This is a genomic window from Pseudomonas sp. PDM18 (assembly GCF_014852585.1).
Lineage (GTDB): Bacteria > Pseudomonadota > Gammaproteobacteria > Pseudomonadales > Pseudomonadaceae > Pseudomonas.
Genome location: NZ_JACVBX010000005.1, coordinates 268,118 through 283,411, shown reverse-complemented (window position 1 = coordinate 283,411; position 15,294 = coordinate 268,118). Strand labels below are relative to the sequence as shown.

Sequence of the window (15,294 nt, the reverse complement as noted above, 5' to 3'; positions counted from 1 at the left end):
GCGTTTCTCGTGCGGCTGATCTGGGCAAGTTGAATCAATGCAATTTGAAATCGATGGGTACGCTGACCCAGCCGTCCTGGGCCACGTCGCCGCGCTTGGCGGGGACGAAGCTCCAGCGTTTCACCGCACGCACCGCGGCATCGTCCAGGGCATCGCGGCCGCTGCTCTTCTGCACCTGGATCTCGCTCGGGCTGCCGCTGGCGAGTACATGCACACGCAGCAGCACGGTGCCTTCCCAGCCACGGCGCTGTGCCAGTGGCGGGTATTCCGGCGCCGGGTTCTTCAGGTAACCGGCGCTGGCCGAAGGCGGCGTCAGCGGTGCCGGAGCCGGTGCCGCCGGTGCCGCCGGGGCGGGCGGTGCCGGGGGCGGCGGGGTCTCTGCCTTGGGCGGTGCGGGTTGCTCGACCGGCTTGGGCACGGGTTTGGGCTTGGCCACCGGTTTCGGCTTGGGTTTGGGGACCGGCTTGGGCGGCGGCGGTTTCACCGCGTTCTCGTCCACCACCGGGGGCGGCGGTTCCTGCACCACCGGTTCGGGAATCGGCTCGGGCGGCGGCGGTTCGACTACCGGCGGCGTCGGCGCGGTGAATTCGATGGTCATCGGCGGCACCTGCGGCGGCACCTCCGGCAGTTGCGGGGTGGGCTGCTGGCTCAGCCAGTAGACCACCGCGCCATGCAGTGTCAGGGCGAACAGACCGAGCAGGACGGCTTCGCGACGGCTCAGCGCGCGGGCTTTCGCCGGCACGTGGCGGCCCAGCTCCAGTGCGTGGCGCAGCGGGCGGCCGAGATCGACCAGGTCGCCGCCGGGCACGTGGCGCAGGAAGGCATCCGGCGCGAGGGCATGCTGGGGTTGAGCCATGAGCGATCTCCTTGCAGGTCTGCGCGGCTCTAAGTCGCGCTTGGAACGGACCTGCATGATTGGCGGAGCGCCTTAGCTCTTGAAGTGATTGTTTCTCTTATTTAAATAACTTTCTGTGCTATAGATTTTTGGCGAATCGCTGTAGGCCTCACCATTCGTGGGTTTCAGCGGATCGGCAAAAATCCGATGCCTTTGCGGCATGGAAAATATGCAGGAAAGGTTGGTGTTTTTTTGAGCAAAGGCCCTGGCGCGCGGCTTTGCGGGGTGCTGAAACGAAAAAGCCCGGTCATTCGACCGGGCTTTTTCAGAGCGACAGCTTCGCGGCGATCAGAACGCCGGAATGACGGCGCCCTTGTACTTCTCGAGGATGAACTGCTTGACCTCGGGGCTGTGCAGGGCGGCGGCCAGTTTCTGCATGGCGGCGCTGTCCTTGTTGTCCGGGCGGGCTACCAGGATGTTCACGTAAGGCGAGTCGGCGCCTTCGATGGCCAGCGCGTCCTTGGTGGGGTTCAGCTTGGCTTCCAGGGCGTAGTTGGTGTTGATCAGGGCGAGGTCGACCTGGGTCAGCACTCGCGGCAGGGTGGCCGCTTCCAGCTCACGCACCTTGATGTTCTTCGGGTTCTCGACGATGTCTTTCGGGGTGGCGGTGATGGACTTGTTGTCCTTGAGCTTGATCACGCCGGCCTTGTCCAGCAGCAGCAGCGCGCGGCCGCCGTTGGTTGCGTCGTTGGGGATCACCACGGTGGCGCCCGAGGGCAGCTCGTCGAGCTTCTTGTACTTGGTGGAGTAGGCGCCCAGCGGCTCGATGTGCACGCCGGTGACGGCGATCAGGCTGGTGCCCTTGGTCTTGTTGAACTCATCCAGGTACGGCTGGTGCTGGAAGAAGTTGGCGTCCAGGCGCTTCTCGGCGACCTGGGTGTTGGGCTGCACGTAGTCGGTGAATTCCTTCACCTTCAGCTCAACCCCTTCCTTCGCCAGGATGGGTTTGACGAAGTTGAGGATCTCGGCGTGCGGCACCGGGGTGGCGGCGACGGTCAGGCTGTCGGCGGCCTGGGCCAGCGGGGCGGCGATGACTGCGGCGGCAGCGAACGCGGCGAACAGTTTCTTCATGGTTGGCTCCTTGGTCGGCCCGCATCCGGCGGGCCTTGTGGTTATTTGCGCGAGTAGTGGACCACCAGCTTGTCGCCGACGGTCTGCAGGATCTGGACGAGGACCACCAGCATCACCACGGTGAGCAGCATCACGTCGTCCTGGAAGCGTTGGTAGCCGTAGCGGATCGCCAAGTCGCCGAGGCCGCCGGCGCCGACCACGCCGGCCATCGCGGTGTAGGACACCAGGGTGATGGCAGTGACGGTGATGGCGGCGATGATGCCCGGACGGGCCTCGGGCAGCAGGGCATTCCAGATGATCTGGCGGGTGCTGGCGCCCATGGCCTGGGTGGCTTCGATGATGCCCTTGTCCACCTCGCGCAGCGCGGTTTCCACCAGGCGCGCGAAGAACGGCGTGGCACCCACCACCAGCGGCGGGATGGCTCCGGCGACGCCCAGCGAGGTGCCGACCAGGATCACCGTGAGCGGGATCAGCACGATCAGCAGAATGATGAACGGCAGCGAGCGCAGCACGTTGACGATGAACGCCAGCACGCCGTAAATGCCGCGGTTGGCGAACAACTGCTTGGGCCCGGTGAGGAACAGCAGCACGCCCAGCGGCAGGCCGAGGATGACGGTGAACAGCAGCGAGCCGCCGAGCATCCAGAAGGTGTCGAGGCTGGCCTGGAGGATTTCCGACCAGTCGATATTCACAAAGAAGTCGTTCATGCGCGCAGCACCTCCACATGGACATCGGCCGCGTTGAGCTGCGCCAGAGCGGCTTCGATGTCACCGCCCACCAGGGACAGGGTGAGCTGGCCGTAGGGCTGGTCCTTGATGCGGTCGATGCGCCCGGCAAGGATGCTGTAGTCCACGCCGGTCTGGCGCGCGACGGTGCCCAGCAGCGGCGCGTAGGTCGCCTCGCCGCGGAAGGTCAGGCGCAGGATGCGGCCCGGCACGTGGGCGAAGTCATCGTGCTGCTCGTCTTCGTCGACGCGCTCGGCTTCGAAGACGAAGCGGCGGGTGGTCTCGTGCTGCGGATGAAGGAACACGTCGGCGACCTCGCCCTGTTCGACGATGCGCCCGGCATCCATCACCGCGACCTGGTCGCAGACGCGGCGGATCACGTCCATCTCGTGGGTGATCAGGACGATGGTCAGCTTCAGCTCGCGGTTGATTTCCGCCAGCAACTGCAGGACCTGGCCGGTGGTCTGCGGGTCGAGGGCGCTGGTGGCCTCGTCGCAGAGCAGGATGGTCGGCCGGCAGGCCAGCGCGCGGGCAATGCCGACGCGCTGCTTCTGGCCGCCGGAGAGCTGCGCCGGGTACTTGCGGGCGTGGTCCTTGAGGCCGACGCGATCGAGCAGTTCGTCCACCCGCGCGGTGATTTCGGCGGCGCTGAAGGTGCCGGCGAGCTTCATCGGCATGGCGATGTTGTCGGCGACGGTCTTGGAGGCCAGCAGGTTGAAGTGCTGGAAGATCATCCCGACACGCTGGCGGAAGCGGCGCAGGCCGTCGGCGTCCAGGGCGGTGATGTCTTCGCCGTCGATGACGATGCGTCCGCCGCTGGGCTCTTCCAGGCGGTTGATCAGGCGCAACAGCGTGCTCTTGCCGGCGCCGGAATGGCCGATCAGGCCGAACACCTGGCCGCCCTCGATGGACAGGTGGGTCGGCTGCAGGGCCGGGATATCGCGTCCGGCGACGCGATAGGTCTTGTGGACGTCGTGGAATTCGATCACTTAGCGAACCTTGTGGGTACGGGGAGGCGCCGCTCGCTGCCAGGGCCGTCGGATGAACAGGCGTAGGAAACGAGCGTAGGCGGTCAGCCAAAACCGCGCATTTTAACCTGCTTTTTTATGGCTGATTAATCTTTGTTCAGCTAAGCACGGAACAAAAGGAAATAACGGGCGCCGCGAACGGGCGCCCGTGGGGCTCAGGGCGTGCAGTTCGGCTGGACGGCCGGGGCGACCGGAACGGCGGGCTTCTGCAGGCCGCTGACGTCGGCGGCGACGCCAGGGGCGCGAGGCATCAGCGAGCGGGCGCGGGTCAGAGCGGTGGTGGCGCCATTGACGTCGCCCTTGGCCAGCGCTTCGCGGCTGCGCTCAAGGTACGCGTCGGCCAGGCGCTTGCGGCGCTCGGCGAGCTGGGTGGCGTCTTCCTGTTCGGAACCCAGCGCGAGCTGCGCGGATTCCAGACGGCCGGCGGCCAGTTCGGTCTCGAAGCCACTGCTGCTGGGCGGATTGCTCGCGGTGCTCTGGCAGGCCGCGAGGGCCAGCGCCATGGCCATCAGCGCGAACAGGCGGATGACGAACGACTTCATGCGTCAGGGTCTCTTTTGATCAAAAAATCGCCAAATTCTACACCGTCCGGCGCGGCAGGACAAAACTCAGCAGGAACAGGGCCGCCGCGCTGACCACGATGGAGGGGCCGGCGGGGGTGTCCTTGAACCAGGACAGCGAGAGCCCGGCACACACCGCCACCAGGCCGATCAGACTCGCGCCGAAGGCCATCTGTTCCGGGCTGCGCGCATGCCGCTGGGCGGCAGCGGCGGGGATTATCAGCAGCGAGGTGATCAGCAGCACGCCGACGATCTTCATGGCCACGGCGATGACGATGGCGATCAGCAGCATCAGCGCGAGACGGATGGCGGTGACCGGCAGGCCTTCGACCCGCGCCAGTTCCTCATGCACGGTGATCGCCAGCAGCGGTCGCCACAGCCAGCAGATCAGGCCGAGCACCAGGGCGCTGCCGGCGACTATCCACAGGAGGTCGGTCTGGCTGACGGCGAGCAGGTCGCCAAACAGGTAGGCCATCAGGTCGACGCGCACTTCCTTCATGAAGCTCAGGGTCACCAGGCCCAGTGACAGCGTGCTGTGCGCGAGGATGCCGAGCAGGGTGTCGGCGGCCAGCGGCTGACGCTGTTGCAGGGTGACCAGCAGCACGGCGAGCAGCACGCAGCCGACGGTCACGGCCAGCGTCGGACTGACATCCAGCAGAAAGCCTAAGGCCACGCCGAGCAGGGCGGCGTGGGACAGGGTGTCGCCGAAATAGGCCATGCGTCGCCAGACGACGAACGAACCCAGGGGCCCGGCGACCACCGCCAGGGCCAGCCCGGCGAGGAGGGCGTTGAGCAGGAAATCAGCCATGGTTGCAGTCGGGGCCGTGCTGGTGGACCGGAGTGAAGCGGGTGCCGGCCGGGAAGGCGGGTTTCACCACCTCGCCGTGCAGGTCATGGGAATGGTCGTGGTGATGGTGATAGACCGCCAGGCTGCGGGCGTCCTGGCCGAACAGCTCGACGAAGGCCGGGTCGCCGCTGACCTGTTCCGGGTGCCCGGAGCAGCAGACGTGGCGGTTCAGGCAGACCACCTTGTCGGTGGCGCTCATCACCAGGTGCAGGTCGTGGGACACCATCAGCACGCCGCAGCCGAGGCGGTCGCGCAGACGGCCGATCAGACGGTACAACTCGGCTTGCCCGGCGACATCGACGCCCTGCACGGGTTCGTCGAGCACCAGCAGCTCCGGCTTGCGCAGCAGGGCGCGGGCCAGCAGCACGCGCTGCAGCTCGCCGCCGGAGACACTTTGCAGCGGCTTGTCGATCACATGCGCTGCGCCGACTTCCTTCAGCGCATCCAGCGCATGGGTGCGCTGCACGCCGGGGACCAGGCGCAGGAAACGGAACACCGTCAGCGGCAGGGTCGGGTCGACGTGGAGCTTCTGCGGCATGTAGCCGATGGACAGCTTCGGCTGGCGCCAGACGCTGCCGGTATCGGGCTTGAGCAGGCCGAGCACGCTGCGCACCAGGGTCGTCTTGCCGGCGCCGTTGGGGCCGATCAGGGTGACGATCTCGCCGGGGGCGATGGTCAGGTCGACGTTCTGCAGCACCGCCTGGCCGGCGTAGCTGACGCCGACGCCTTGCAGGCGGATCAGGGCGTCGCTCATCACGCCTCCCGCTGGCCGGGAGCGCAGGCGCCGCAGAGGCCGACGATTTCGACGGTCTGGCTTTCCACGGCGAAGCCGACGCCCTTGGCGCCGGCGACGATGGCCTCGCTGATGGCTGGTTGCTCCAGCTCGATGGCGGTGTGGCAGGCGCGGCAGATCAGGAACTGGCCCTCATGGGCATGTTCAGGGTGGGCGCAGCCGATGAAGGCGTTGAGCGAGGCGATGCGGTGCACAAGGCCGTTTTCCAGGAGGAAGTCGAGGGCGCGGTAGACCGTCGGCGGCGCTGCCTTGCGGCCGTCCTCCTCGCTCAGCACGGCGAGGATGTCGTAGGCGCCCAGTGGCTTGTGGCTCGCCCAGACCAGCTCCAGCACGCGTCGGCGCAGTTCGGTCAGACGAACTCCCTGCCGGGCGCACAGCGCATCGGCATCCGCCAGAGCGCTTGCCACGCAGTTGGCGTGGTCGTGCGGACGGCAGGCGAGGGGTGTCTTGGGGGCGATCTTGTACATGCGCGGCGACGCTCGGGTTCAGAGACGTTATTATATTACTCTTTCATGTCTCCCCTGTGTGAGTGCCGCCGTGTCCTTCCGTCCCGTCGCCCTGCTGACCGCTGCCTGCGCGCTGCTGCTCAGCCTCCCCGTGCGCGCCGAGGTCAGCGTGCTGACCAGCATCAAGCCGCTGCAACTGATCGCCGCCGCCATCCAGGATGGCGAAGGCACGCCGGACGTGTTGTTGCCGCCGGGCGCCTCGCCGCACAGCTACTCGCTGCGCCCCTCGGACATCCGCCGCGTGCGTGATGCCCAGTTGTTCTACTGGGTCGGCCAGGGCCTGGAAAACTTCCTGCCCAAGGTGCTGGAAAGCCGCAAGGGCCCGAGCGTGGCCGTACAGGACCAGGCCGGCATGCACCTGCGCAAGTTCGCCGACTTCAGCGAGTCGAACCATCCGGACCATGACGACGAGACCGGCCATGATCATGATCACCGGCCCGGCATGATCGACGCGCATTTGTGGCTATTGCCCGCCAATGCCCAGGTGATCGCCGCACGCATGGCCGAGGACCTGGCCATCGCCGACCCGGCCAACGCCACTCGCTATCAGGCCAACCTGAAGGCCTTCGATGAGCGCATGGAAACTCTCGACGCGCGCCTGAAACAGCGCATCGAACCGCTCAAGGGCAAGCCCTTCTTCGTCTTCCACGAGGCCTTCGACTACTTCGAGGAAGCCTATGGCCTCCGCCATGCCGGGGTGTTCGCAGTCTCCGCCGATGTGCAGCCGGGCGCCCGCCACGTGGCGGCCATGCGCACACAGCTGCAGAAGGCCGGCCCGTCATGCATCTTCAGCGAACCGCCGATTCGCCCGCGCCTGGCAGATACCCTGAGCCAGGGCCTGCCGGTGCGCCTGGCCGAACTGGATGACCTGGGCGTGGGCGTGAAGGTGGATGCCCAGGGTTACGAAAAGCTGCTGGGCAACCTGGCGGATGAGTTCGCGGGGTGCCTGGAGAAGCTCTGAGTCGAGCTGCTGCCGGAGTTTCCCGATCGCAGGGCGAATAACGCCTCGGGCGTTATTCGCCGATGGGCTTCGGATGGCGGATAAAGCGTTCCGCCTTATCCGCCCTACGTTGCTGCCTTTCGTAGGAGCGAGCTTGCTCGCGAATCAGGGCGACCTGATGCTCCGCTGCAAGGCGGGTTCGCGAGCAAGCTCGCTCCTACAAGGTTCGATGCTTGCGTGATGCATCGAGCGCTCAAGTAATCGCTTCTGCCGCGCCTGATCGTCGCACCCTCCTTGCCTGAAATTTCCCGTAATTTCCTCCCCTGATTCCCCACCAATCGTCGGCTTTCCGCATCTTTGACGGCGTTCGCCGTTCAATTGTCTATGGTGTCTACTTGAGGTTGCCTGACACAAGATGTTGATGGTGATCAGGAATCCATGCCTATATATGGGGTCTACTCGCGCTCCATTTGCGACTGCCACCCAACCGACAGGAGGTTCTTTCCCGGATGGCCAAGACCGATGCGCGCCAACGCGGCGCCAACCCAGGAGTTCTCGCCCTGCAGCCTGCCTCGCAGGATATCTGGGACAGCAAGTACCGCTTGAAGCACAAGAGCGGTGACCCCATCGACGGCAGCGTCGACGAGACCTGGCAGCGCGTCGCCCGCGCCCTGGCCGACGTCGAGGCCAACAAGGCCCTGCGCGAGCACTGGTACGAGCGCTTCCTCTGGGCCCTGCGCAACGGCGCCATCCCGGCCGGGCGGATCATTTCCAACGCCGGCGCCCAGGGGCACAAGCCGGCCACCTCGACCATCAACTGCACCGTCTCGGGGATCATCCGCGACTCCATGGACGATATCCTGGAGAAGGTCCACGAGGCCGGGCTGACGCTCAAGGCCGGCTGCGGCATCGGCTACGAATTCAGCACCCTGCGCCCGCGTGGCGCCTACGTCTCCGGCGCCGGCGCGCACACCAGCGGGCCGCTGTCGTTCATGGATATCTACGACAAGATGTGCTTCACCGTCAGCTCCGCCGGGGGGCGGCGTGGCGCGCAGATGGGCACCTTCGACGTCAGCCATCCGGACGTGCGCGAGTTCATCCGCGCCAAGCGCGAAGACGGCCGCCTGCGCCAGTTCAACCTCAGCCTGCTGATCACCGACGGCTTCATGAACGCCGTGGAGGATGACGAGGACTGGCCGCTGGTGTTCCCGATCCACCAGAAGGAGCGCGACGAAGTCGACCTGAAGAACGCCGAGGAAGTGGTCTGGCGCGACTGGCCGCTGCATGACGACTACCTGGTAGGCGATGACGGCCGCGTCGCCTGCAAGGTCTACGGGCGGGTCAAGGCGCGGCACCTGTGGGACATGATCATGGTGTCCACCTATGACTACGCCGAGCCCGGCTTCATCCTCATTGACCGGGTCAACGAGATGAACAACAACTGGTGGTGCGAGGCGATCCGCGCCACCAACCCCTGCGGCGAGCAGCCGCTGCCGCCCTATGGCTCGTGCCTGCTGGGCTCGGTAAACCTGACGACCTTCGTGGTCGACGCCTTCGGCGACAACGCGCGCTTCGACTGGGAACGCTACCGCGAAGTGGTCCGCGTGTTCACCCGCATGCTCGACAACGTCGTGGAGATCAACGGCCTGCCGCTGGAGCAGCAGCGCGCGGAAATTCTCGGCAAGCGTCGCCACGGCATGGGCTTCCTCGGCCTGGGCTCGGCGCTGACGCTGCTCAAGCTGCGCTACGGCAGCCCGGAAGCCTGCGTGTTCACCGAGGAAGTGGCGCGTGAGATGGCCCTGGTTGGCTGGGAAGTGGCCCTGGAGCTGTCCCGCGAGAAAGGTCCGGCACCGGCCCTGGTGAAGGAATACGAAGTCACCGCCGAGATGCTGCGCAAGCGTCCGGAAATGAAGGCCGATGGCCTCAAGGTCGGCGACAAGGTGGCCGGCCGCGTGCTGCACGCCAAATACTCGCGCTACATGCAGCGCGTTGCCGAGCATGCGCCGCAGTTGATCGAGGAACTGGCCGAGCACGGCGCGCGCTTCACCCACCACAGCTCCATCGCGCCCACCGGTACCATCAGCCTGAGCCTGGCCAACAACGCCTCCAATGGCATCGAGCCGAGCTTCGCCCACCATTATTCGCGCAACCTGATCCGCCCCGGACGCAAGACCAAGGAAAAGATCTCGGTCTTCAGCTACGAGCTGCTGGCCTACCGTGACCAGGTGGATAACCACGCGGTGCCGGGCGCCGAGGAAGAGAAGCACCGTCTGCCGGACTACTTCATCACCGCCGACGACATCACCCCGCAGCAGCATGTGGATATCCAGGCCGCCGCGCAGAAGTGGATCGATTCGTCGATCTCCAAGACCGCCAACGTCCCCACCGACTACCCGTTCGAGGACTTCAAGGACATCTACCGCTATGCCTGGCGCCAGGGCCTGAAGGGTTGCACCACCTTCCGCTTCAACCCGGCGGCCTTCCAGGGCGTGCTGGTGAAGGAGTCGGACCTGGAGAAGACGCTGTACCGCTTCGAGCTGGAAGACGGTAGCGTGGTGGAGCTCAAGGGCAACGAGGAAGTGGAATACGACGGCGAGATCCATACCGCCGCCAACCTCTTCGACGCCCTGAAAGAAGGCTATTACGGCAAGTACTGATACCCCTGGAGAAAGCTATGAGCGTCAAGATCAACCAGAAGATCAAAGGCTTCCAGGTGGTGGACGTGGCCGAGGAAAAGGCCCGTGTGGAAGCCGCCGCGGCCGCCGCCGTGGTGAAGATGGATGAAACCCTGCAACGGCCGGAGCTGCTGGTCGGTGCGACTTACAAGATCAAGTCGCCGCTGTTCGAGCATGCGCTCTACGTGACCATCAATGACGTGGTGCTCAACCCGGACACCCCGTATGAACAGCGCCGGCCCTTCGAGATCTTCATCAACTCCAAGAACATGGACCACTTCCAGTGGATCGTTGCGCTCACCCGGATCATGTCCGCGGTGTTCCGCAAGGGCGGTGACTGCACCTTCCTGGTCGAAGAAATGAAGGCGGTGTTCGACCCGCGTGGCGGCTACCTGAAGCGCGGCGGCATCTATATGCCATCGATCGTCGCCGAGATCGGCGCCGTGGTGGAGCGCCACCTGGTCGCCATCGGCCTGATGGAAGGCCCGCAGCTGGACGAGGAACAGCGCCTGTACCTCGCCGAGAAACGCGCCGCCTACGAAGCCGCCCAAGGCACCAACAAGGCCGAGCCCGGCGAAGGCTTCCCCGCTGGCGCCCAGCTGTGCGGCAAGTGCAACACCATGGCGGTGGTGCAGATGGATGGCTGCGCGACCTGCCTGAACTGTGGGCATTCGAAGTGCGGGTGAGCTCGCTCAAAACGCATGCGTTTTGAAGGGCGAACGACTGGCCATGGATGGCCGGGCCGGGGCTGACCCTGGGCAGAGGAGCCGCGGCAGGGATGCCGGCTTCCCGTTCGATCTTCACCCTACCCGCCTCACACCGGCCTGCCTTTCTGTAGGAGCGAGCATGCTCGCGAACAAACTCCGCAGCGGGGCTGTTCGCGAGCAATAACGATGGCGTCCCCCTCGCTCCTACAGGTTCAGCATTTGCGTTGCGCCAATCACAACGCAAACGGCAAATGAATCCCCACCTTCTGCCGCTGCGCCAGGCGGCGCTCGAACTCGCTCGGGTCGTGGATCAGCACGTCCTGCCCGGCGAATGCCTCGGCGGCGATCAGTCGCGACAGCCAGAAGCGCACGCAAGCCACCCGCAGCATCTCCGGCCAAAGCTCAGCTTCCAGCGCGGTGAACGGCCGCTTGGCCGCATAGGCCGCCAGCAGGGCGCGGGCACGCGGGCCGTCGAGGGCGCCGTCGTCTGTCGAGCACCAGTCGTTCACGGTGATTGCCAGGTCGTAGAGCATCCAGCCGGAGCTGGCGTTGTAGAAGTCGATCACCCCGGCCAGGTGCGGGCCGTCGAACAGCACGTTGTCGCGGAACAGGTCGGCGTGCAAGTTGGCGCGCGGCAGCGCCGGTTGCTCGGCGAGCAGGCGGGCGATTTCTTCCAGCGCATCGCCCAGCAAGCTCGCGGCGTTGCCGGACAGGTGCGACTGCATCGCCTCGCCTTCATGCAGCATCCAGCTCAAGCCACGGTCGCTGGGGCGCTCGATGATGCGCTCGCGGGTCGCCTGGTGCAGGCGTGCCAGCAGGTTGCCGACCTCCTGGCAGTGATGGTTGTTCGGCGAGCGTTCGTGACGGCCGGCAAGGCGCGGTTGCAGCAGCGCCGGCTTGCCTTCGAGCTGGCGCAGCGCCTCGCCATCCTTGGTGCGCAGGGCGTAGGGCACGGGCAAGTCGGCCTTGTGCAGGACGTCGAGGAGTTCGATGAAGAACGGCATCTCCTGCACCGGGCCGCGCTCCACCAGGGTCAGGACGAATTCGCCCTGCTCCAGGCTGACGAAGAAGTTGCTGTTCTCAGAGCCTTCCGCAATGCCGCGGAAGTCCCGCAGGCGGCCGAGGCCGTAGGGGGCGAGGAAGTCTTCCAGGACCGGACGTTCCAGAGGTGTGAATACCGACATGCTCAATCCTCTGGAGCGTCGTGGAGGGGAAGGTTTACCAGCTGAAGATCTGCCACTGCGGAATCAGCTTGTCGGGCTGGTCCGAGCGGATGAAGTTGCCGTCGCTGCCGTCCTGGCGCACCAGGAAGTACGGCTTGCCGTGCTTGGGCACGACCTTGATGGCGTAGAGGAATCCGTTCACGCGGTATTCCTGGATGGTCTTGTCGCCTTCCTGGCGGATGGTCACATCCGGTTCCGGCGTCGGGGCATCGTCCGCCGCCATGACGGAGCTTGCGCCAAGACCCAGCAGCGCGGCGAGCAACAGGCGGTTCAACGTACGCATGATAACCTTGTCCCTTTGTCGAATTGGCTACGGACATTTTAGCCCGAGCCCTTCTGAAAAGGTTGATTCCCCTCATGAGCCAAGCACCCCTCGTCCTCGTGGACGGCTCGTCCTACCTGTATCGCGCTTTCCATGCCCTGCCGCCGCTGATGACCTCCACCGGCATGCCCACGGGAGCGGTGAAGGGCGTGCTGAACATGCTCAAGAGTTTGCGCAAGCAATACCCGGATAGCCCCTTCGCAGTGGTATTCGATGCCAAGGGCGGGACCTTCCGCGATGAGATGTTCGCCGAGTACAAGGCCAATCGCCCCTCGATGCCGGACGACCTGCGCGTGCAGGTGGAGCCGCTGCACGCTACCGTGCGCGCCCTCGGCCTGCCCTTGCTCTGCGTGGAGGGCGTGGAAGCGGACGACGTGATCGGCACTCTGGCCCGACAGAGCGCGGCCGGCGGCCGGGCGGTAGTGATCTCCACCGGCGACAAGGACATGGCGCAGCTGGTCGACGGGCACATTACGCTGGTCAACACGATGACCGGTAGCTCGCTCGACGTGGATGGCGTTAAGGAGAAATTCGGTGTCGGTCCTGAGCTGATCATCGATTACCTGGCGCTGATGGGCGACAAGGTCGACAACATCCCCGGCGTGCCCGGAGTCGGCGAAAAGACCGCCCTTGGCCTGCTCACCGGCGTCGGTGGCGGCCTGGATGTGCTCTACGCCAGCCTGAACAAGGTGCCCGAACTGCCGATTCGCGGCGCCAAGGGCCTGCCGGCCAAGCTCGAAGAGCACAAGGACATGGCCTACCTGTCCTACCAGCTCGCCACGATCAAGTGCGATGTCGAACTGAACATCGAGATCGATGCCTTGCACCCCGGCGAGCCGGACCGCGAGGCCCTGGCCGAGCTGTATCGCACCCTGGAGTTCAAGACCGGGCTGGATGAACTGCAGCGCGAGGCAGCCAAGGCCGGCAGCCCGCAGCTGGCGCTGGAGGAGGCTCCGGCGGCGGCAGCGCAGAAGAACTACGAGATCGTCCTGGAGCAAGCGCAGTTCGACGCCTGGATGAAGAAGCTGGAAGCCGCCGAACTGATCGCCTTCGACACCGAGACCACCAGCCTCGACCCGCAGCAGGCTCAGGTGGTGGGCGTGTCCTTCGCGGTCAAGGAGGGCGAAGCCGCCTACGTGCCGCTGGCCCACAGTTACATGGGCGTGCCGGCGCAGCTGGACCGCGACGCGGTACTCCAGGCTCTCAAGCCGCTGCTGGAGGATCCGAAGAAGCGCAAGGTCGGCCAGCACGCCAAGTACGACATGAACGTCCTGGCCAACGCCTCGACGCCCATCGCCGTGCAGGGCGTCGCCTTCGACACCATGCTCGAATCCTACGTGCTGGACTCCACCGCGACCCGTCACGACATGGACAGCCTGGCGCTCAAGTACCTGGGCCACAGCACCATCCGCTTCGAGGACATCGCCGGCAAGGGTGCCAAGCAACTGACCTTCGACCAGATCGCCCTCGAACAGGCCGGCCCCTACGCCGCCGAAGACGCCGACGTGACCCTGCGCCTGCACCAGACCCTGTGGCAGAAGCTGGAGGCTATCCCGTCGCTGGCGAAAGTCCTCACCGAAATCGAGATGCCACTGGTACCGGTGCTGGCGCGCATCGAGCGCAACGGCGCGCTGGTCGATGCCAATCTGCTGGGCAAGCAGAGCGTCGAACTGGGCGAGAAGATGGTTGAGCTGCAGCGCCAGGCCTTCGAGCTGGCGGGCGAGGAGTTCAACCTCGGCTCGCCCAAGCAGCTGGGCGCCATCCTTTATGAAAAGCTCGGCCTGCCGGTGCTGTCCAAGACCGCCACCGGCCAGCCGTCCACCGCCGAGGCCGTCCTCGCCGAGCTGGCCGAGCAGGATTACGAGCTGCCCAAGGTGATCATGCAGTACCGCTCGCTGAGCAAGCTCAAGAGCACCTACACCGACAAGCTGCCGGAGCAGATCAACCCGCGCACCGGGCGCATCCACACCAGCTACCACCAGGCTGTGGCGGCGACCGGTCGACTGTCCTCCAGCGACCCGAACCTGCAGAACATCCCGATCCGCACCGCCGAAGGCCGGCGCATCCGCCAGGCCTTCGTTGCGCCCAAGGGCTACAAGCTGCTGGCGGCGGACTACTCGCAGATCGAACTGCGCATCATGGCCCACCTGGCCAAGGACGAAGGCCTGCTGGACGCCTTCCGCCACGACCGCGACGTGCACCGTGCCACCGCCGCCGAAGTCTTCGGCGTGCCGCTGGATGAGGTGACCGGCGATCAGCGCCGCAGCGCCAAGGCGATCAACTTCGGCCTGATCTACGGCATGAGCGCCTTCGGCCTGGCCAAGCAGATCGGCGTCGAGCGCAAGGAGGCCCAGGCCTACATCGACCGCTATTTTGCCCGCTACCCGGGCGTGCTGGCCTATATGGAGCGCACCCGCGCCCAGGCCGCCGAGCAGGGCTTCGTCGAAACCCTCTTTGGCCGTCGCCTGTACCTGCCGGAAATCGCCTCGAAGAACGGCGCCATGCGCAAGGCCGCCGAGCGCACGGCGATCAACGCGCCGATGCAGGGCACGGCCGCGGACATTATGAAGCGCGCGATGGTGGCTGTGGATAACTGGCTGCAGGAAAGCGCCATCGATGCCCGCGTCATCCTCCAGGTACACGACGAACTGGTCCTGGAAGTGCGCGAGGACCTGGTGGATCAGGTCCGTGATGGCATTCGGCCGCTGATGAGTGGCGCGGCGGAACTGGACGTACCGCTGGTCGTCGAAGCCGGTGTCGGGGTGAACTGGGACGAGGCACACTGACGACTGGACGAACGGTCACAAGGCCCGTCAGCCGGGCCTTCTGGCACGATTGTTCAGGCCCTTGGGGGCCGGCCCGAAAAAATCTTTTGTGACCCGCTGAACTTTCCCGCGAAGAGCCGAGTCAGAACTCGTGAATGGCTGGTGAAGCCCTTCGATGCTCCTTTGCAGTGTTTAGTGTTGGCAGATTACTGGACCCCGCCCTAGCGGTCCGGACTT

14 protein-coding genes are annotated in these 15,294 nt (G+C 65.6%); 4 read left to right on the top strand and 10 right to left on the bottom strand.

Going from position 1 to position 15,294, the window contains the following annotated elements; translation table 11 throughout:
• Positions 1-34: 34 nt before the first annotated feature.
• The 8 genes from IB274_RS13305 to zur all read right to left on the bottom strand — a co-directional run bounded on the left by IB274_RS13305 (position 35) and on the right by zur (position 6,386).
• A complete protein-coding gene (locus tag IB274_RS13305; RefSeq protein WP_192432412.1) occupies positions 35-856 on the bottom strand; it encodes an energy transducer TonB in 822 nt (273 codons plus the stop codon).
• A 327-nt stretch (positions 857-1,183) separates the two neighbouring features.
• Entirely contained in the window at positions 1,184-1,966 is a 783-nt protein-coding gene (locus IB274_RS13300) for a MetQ/NlpA family ABC transporter substrate-binding protein (protein ID WP_192432411.1), read from the bottom strand.
• Positions 1,967-2,007: 41 nt separating this feature from the next.
• Complete coding sequence (locus tag IB274_RS13295; RefSeq protein WP_192432410.1) at positions 2,008-2,673, bottom strand: methionine ABC transporter permease; 666 nt, start codon at positions 2,671-2,673, stop codon at positions 2,008-2,010.
• Positions 2,670-3,680, bottom strand: coding sequence for a methionine ABC transporter ATP-binding protein (locus tag IB274_RS13290; RefSeq protein ID WP_192432409.1), 1,011 nt, complete (start codon positions 3,678-3,680; stop codon positions 2,670-2,672). Before IB274_RS13290 ends, IB274_RS13295 begins: the two co-directional genes overlap by 4 nt.
• Positions 3,681-3,874: 194 nt before the next feature.
• Positions 3,875-4,261, bottom strand: a complete 387-nt coding sequence (locus IB274_RS13285) for a hypothetical protein (protein ID WP_081518833.1) — start codon at positions 4,259-4,261, stop codon at positions 3,875-3,877.
• Positions 4,262-4,298: 37 nt separating this feature from the next.
• Entirely contained in the window at positions 4,299-5,087 is a 789-nt protein-coding gene (znuB, locus tag IB274_RS13280; RefSeq protein WP_017521234.1) for a zinc ABC transporter permease subunit ZnuB, read from the bottom strand.
• Complete coding sequence (znuC, locus tag IB274_RS13275) at positions 5,080-5,880, bottom strand: zinc ABC transporter ATP-binding protein ZnuC (RefSeq protein WP_192432408.1); 801 nt, start codon at positions 5,878-5,880, stop codon at positions 5,080-5,082. Before znuC ends, znuB begins: the two co-directional genes overlap by 8 nt.
• Positions 5,880-6,386, bottom strand: coding sequence for a zinc uptake transcriptional repressor Zur (zur, locus tag IB274_RS13270; RefSeq protein ID WP_015474971.1), 507 nt, complete (start codon positions 6,384-6,386; stop codon positions 5,880-5,882). Before zur ends, znuC begins: the two co-directional genes overlap by 1 nt.
• A 70-nt stretch (positions 6,387-6,456) precedes the next feature.
• Here zur and IB274_RS13265 point away from each other — a divergent pair, with 70 nt between their 5' ends.
• From IB274_RS13265 to IB274_RS13255, 3 genes are all read left to right on the top strand, one after another.
• The gene (locus IB274_RS13265) at positions 6,457-7,386 is read left to right on the top strand and encodes a zinc ABC transporter substrate-binding protein (protein ID WP_192432407.1); all 930 of its coding nucleotides are present in this window, start codon (positions 6,457-6,459) and stop codon (positions 7,384-7,386) included.
• A 488-nt stretch (positions 7,387-7,874) separates the two neighbouring features.
• Complete coding sequence (locus IB274_RS13260; protein ID WP_192432406.1) at positions 7,875-10,022, top strand: adenosylcobalamin-dependent ribonucleoside-diphosphate reductase; 2,148 nt, start codon at positions 7,875-7,877, stop codon at positions 10,020-10,022.
• A gap of 17 nt (positions 10,023-10,039) precedes the next feature.
• Positions 10,040-10,726 carry an NrdJb gene (locus tag IB274_RS13255; RefSeq protein ID WP_017521239.1) on the top strand — a complete coding sequence of 229 codons (687 nt, stop codon included), beginning with the start codon at positions 10,040-10,042 and terminating at the stop codon, positions 10,724-10,726.
• Positions 10,727-10,980: 254 nt separating this feature from the next.
• Here IB274_RS13255 and IB274_RS13250 read toward each other — a convergent pair whose 3' ends face one another.
• Both IB274_RS13250 and IB274_RS13245 read right to left on the bottom strand, forming a co-directional pair.
• On the bottom strand, positions 10,981-11,931 hold the full coding sequence (locus IB274_RS13250) for a homoserine kinase (RefSeq protein WP_192432405.1): 951 nt from the start codon (positions 11,929-11,931) through the stop codon (positions 10,981-10,983).
• A gap of 34 nt (positions 11,932-11,965) precedes the next feature.
• A complete protein-coding gene (locus IB274_RS13245; protein WP_192432404.1) occupies positions 11,966-12,253 on the bottom strand; it encodes a DUF2782 domain-containing protein in 288 nt (95 codons plus the stop codon).
• 74 nt (positions 12,254-12,327) lie between these two features.
• Between IB274_RS13245 and polA the strand changes: the two genes are divergently transcribed.
• Positions 12,328-15,078, top strand: a complete 2,751-nt coding sequence (gene polA / locus IB274_RS13240) for a DNA polymerase I (RefSeq protein ID WP_192432403.1) — start codon at positions 12,328-12,330, stop codon at positions 15,076-15,078.
• The last annotated feature ends 216 nt before the right edge of the window (positions 15,079-15,294 follow it).

Bases quoted from the DNA above. Each gene is read 5' to 3' on its own strand.
- IB274_RS13260 (WP_192432406.1), top strand. From the start codon at position 7,875: ATGGCCAAGACCGATGCGCGCCAACGCGGCGCCAACCCAGGAGTTCTC.
- IB274_RS13285 (WP_081518833.1), bottom strand. From the start codon at position 4,261: ATGAAGTCGTTCGTCATCCGCCTGTTCGCGCTGATGGCCATGGCGCTG.
- znuC (WP_192432408.1), bottom strand. From the start codon at position 5,880: ATGAGCGACGCCCTGATCCGCCTGCAAGGCGTCGGCGTCAGCTACGCC.
- znuB (WP_017521234.1), bottom strand. From the start codon at position 5,087: ATGGCTGATTTCCTGCTCAACGCCCTCCTCGCCGGGCTGGCCCTGGCG.
- IB274_RS13295 (WP_192432410.1), bottom strand. From the start codon at position 2,673: ATGAACGACTTCTTTGTGAATATCGACTGGTCGGAAATCCTCCAGGCC.
- zur (WP_015474971.1), bottom strand. From the start codon at position 6,386: ATGTACAAGATCGCCCCCAAGACACCCCTCGCCTGCCGTCCGCACGAC.
- IB274_RS13305 (WP_192432412.1), bottom strand. From the start codon at position 856: ATGGCTCAACCCCAGCATGCCCTCGCGCCGGATGCCTTCCTGCGCCAC.
- IB274_RS13300 (WP_192432411.1), bottom strand. From the start codon at position 1,966: ATGAAGAAACTGTTCGCCGCGTTCGCTGCCGCCGCAGTCATCGCCGCC.
- IB274_RS13250 (WP_192432405.1), bottom strand. From the start codon at position 11,931: ATGTCGGTATTCACACCTCTGGAACGTCCGGTCCTGGAAGACTTCCTC.
- IB274_RS13255 (WP_017521239.1), top strand. From the start codon at position 10,040: ATGAGCGTCAAGATCAACCAGAAGATCAAAGGCTTCCAGGTGGTGGAC.
- polA (WP_192432403.1), top strand. From the start codon at position 12,328: ATGAGCCAAGCACCCCTCGTCCTCGTGGACGGCTCGTCCTACCTGTAT.
- IB274_RS13245 (WP_192432404.1), bottom strand. From the start codon at position 12,253: ATGCGTACGTTGAACCGCCTGTTGCTCGCCGCGCTGCTGGGTCTTGGC.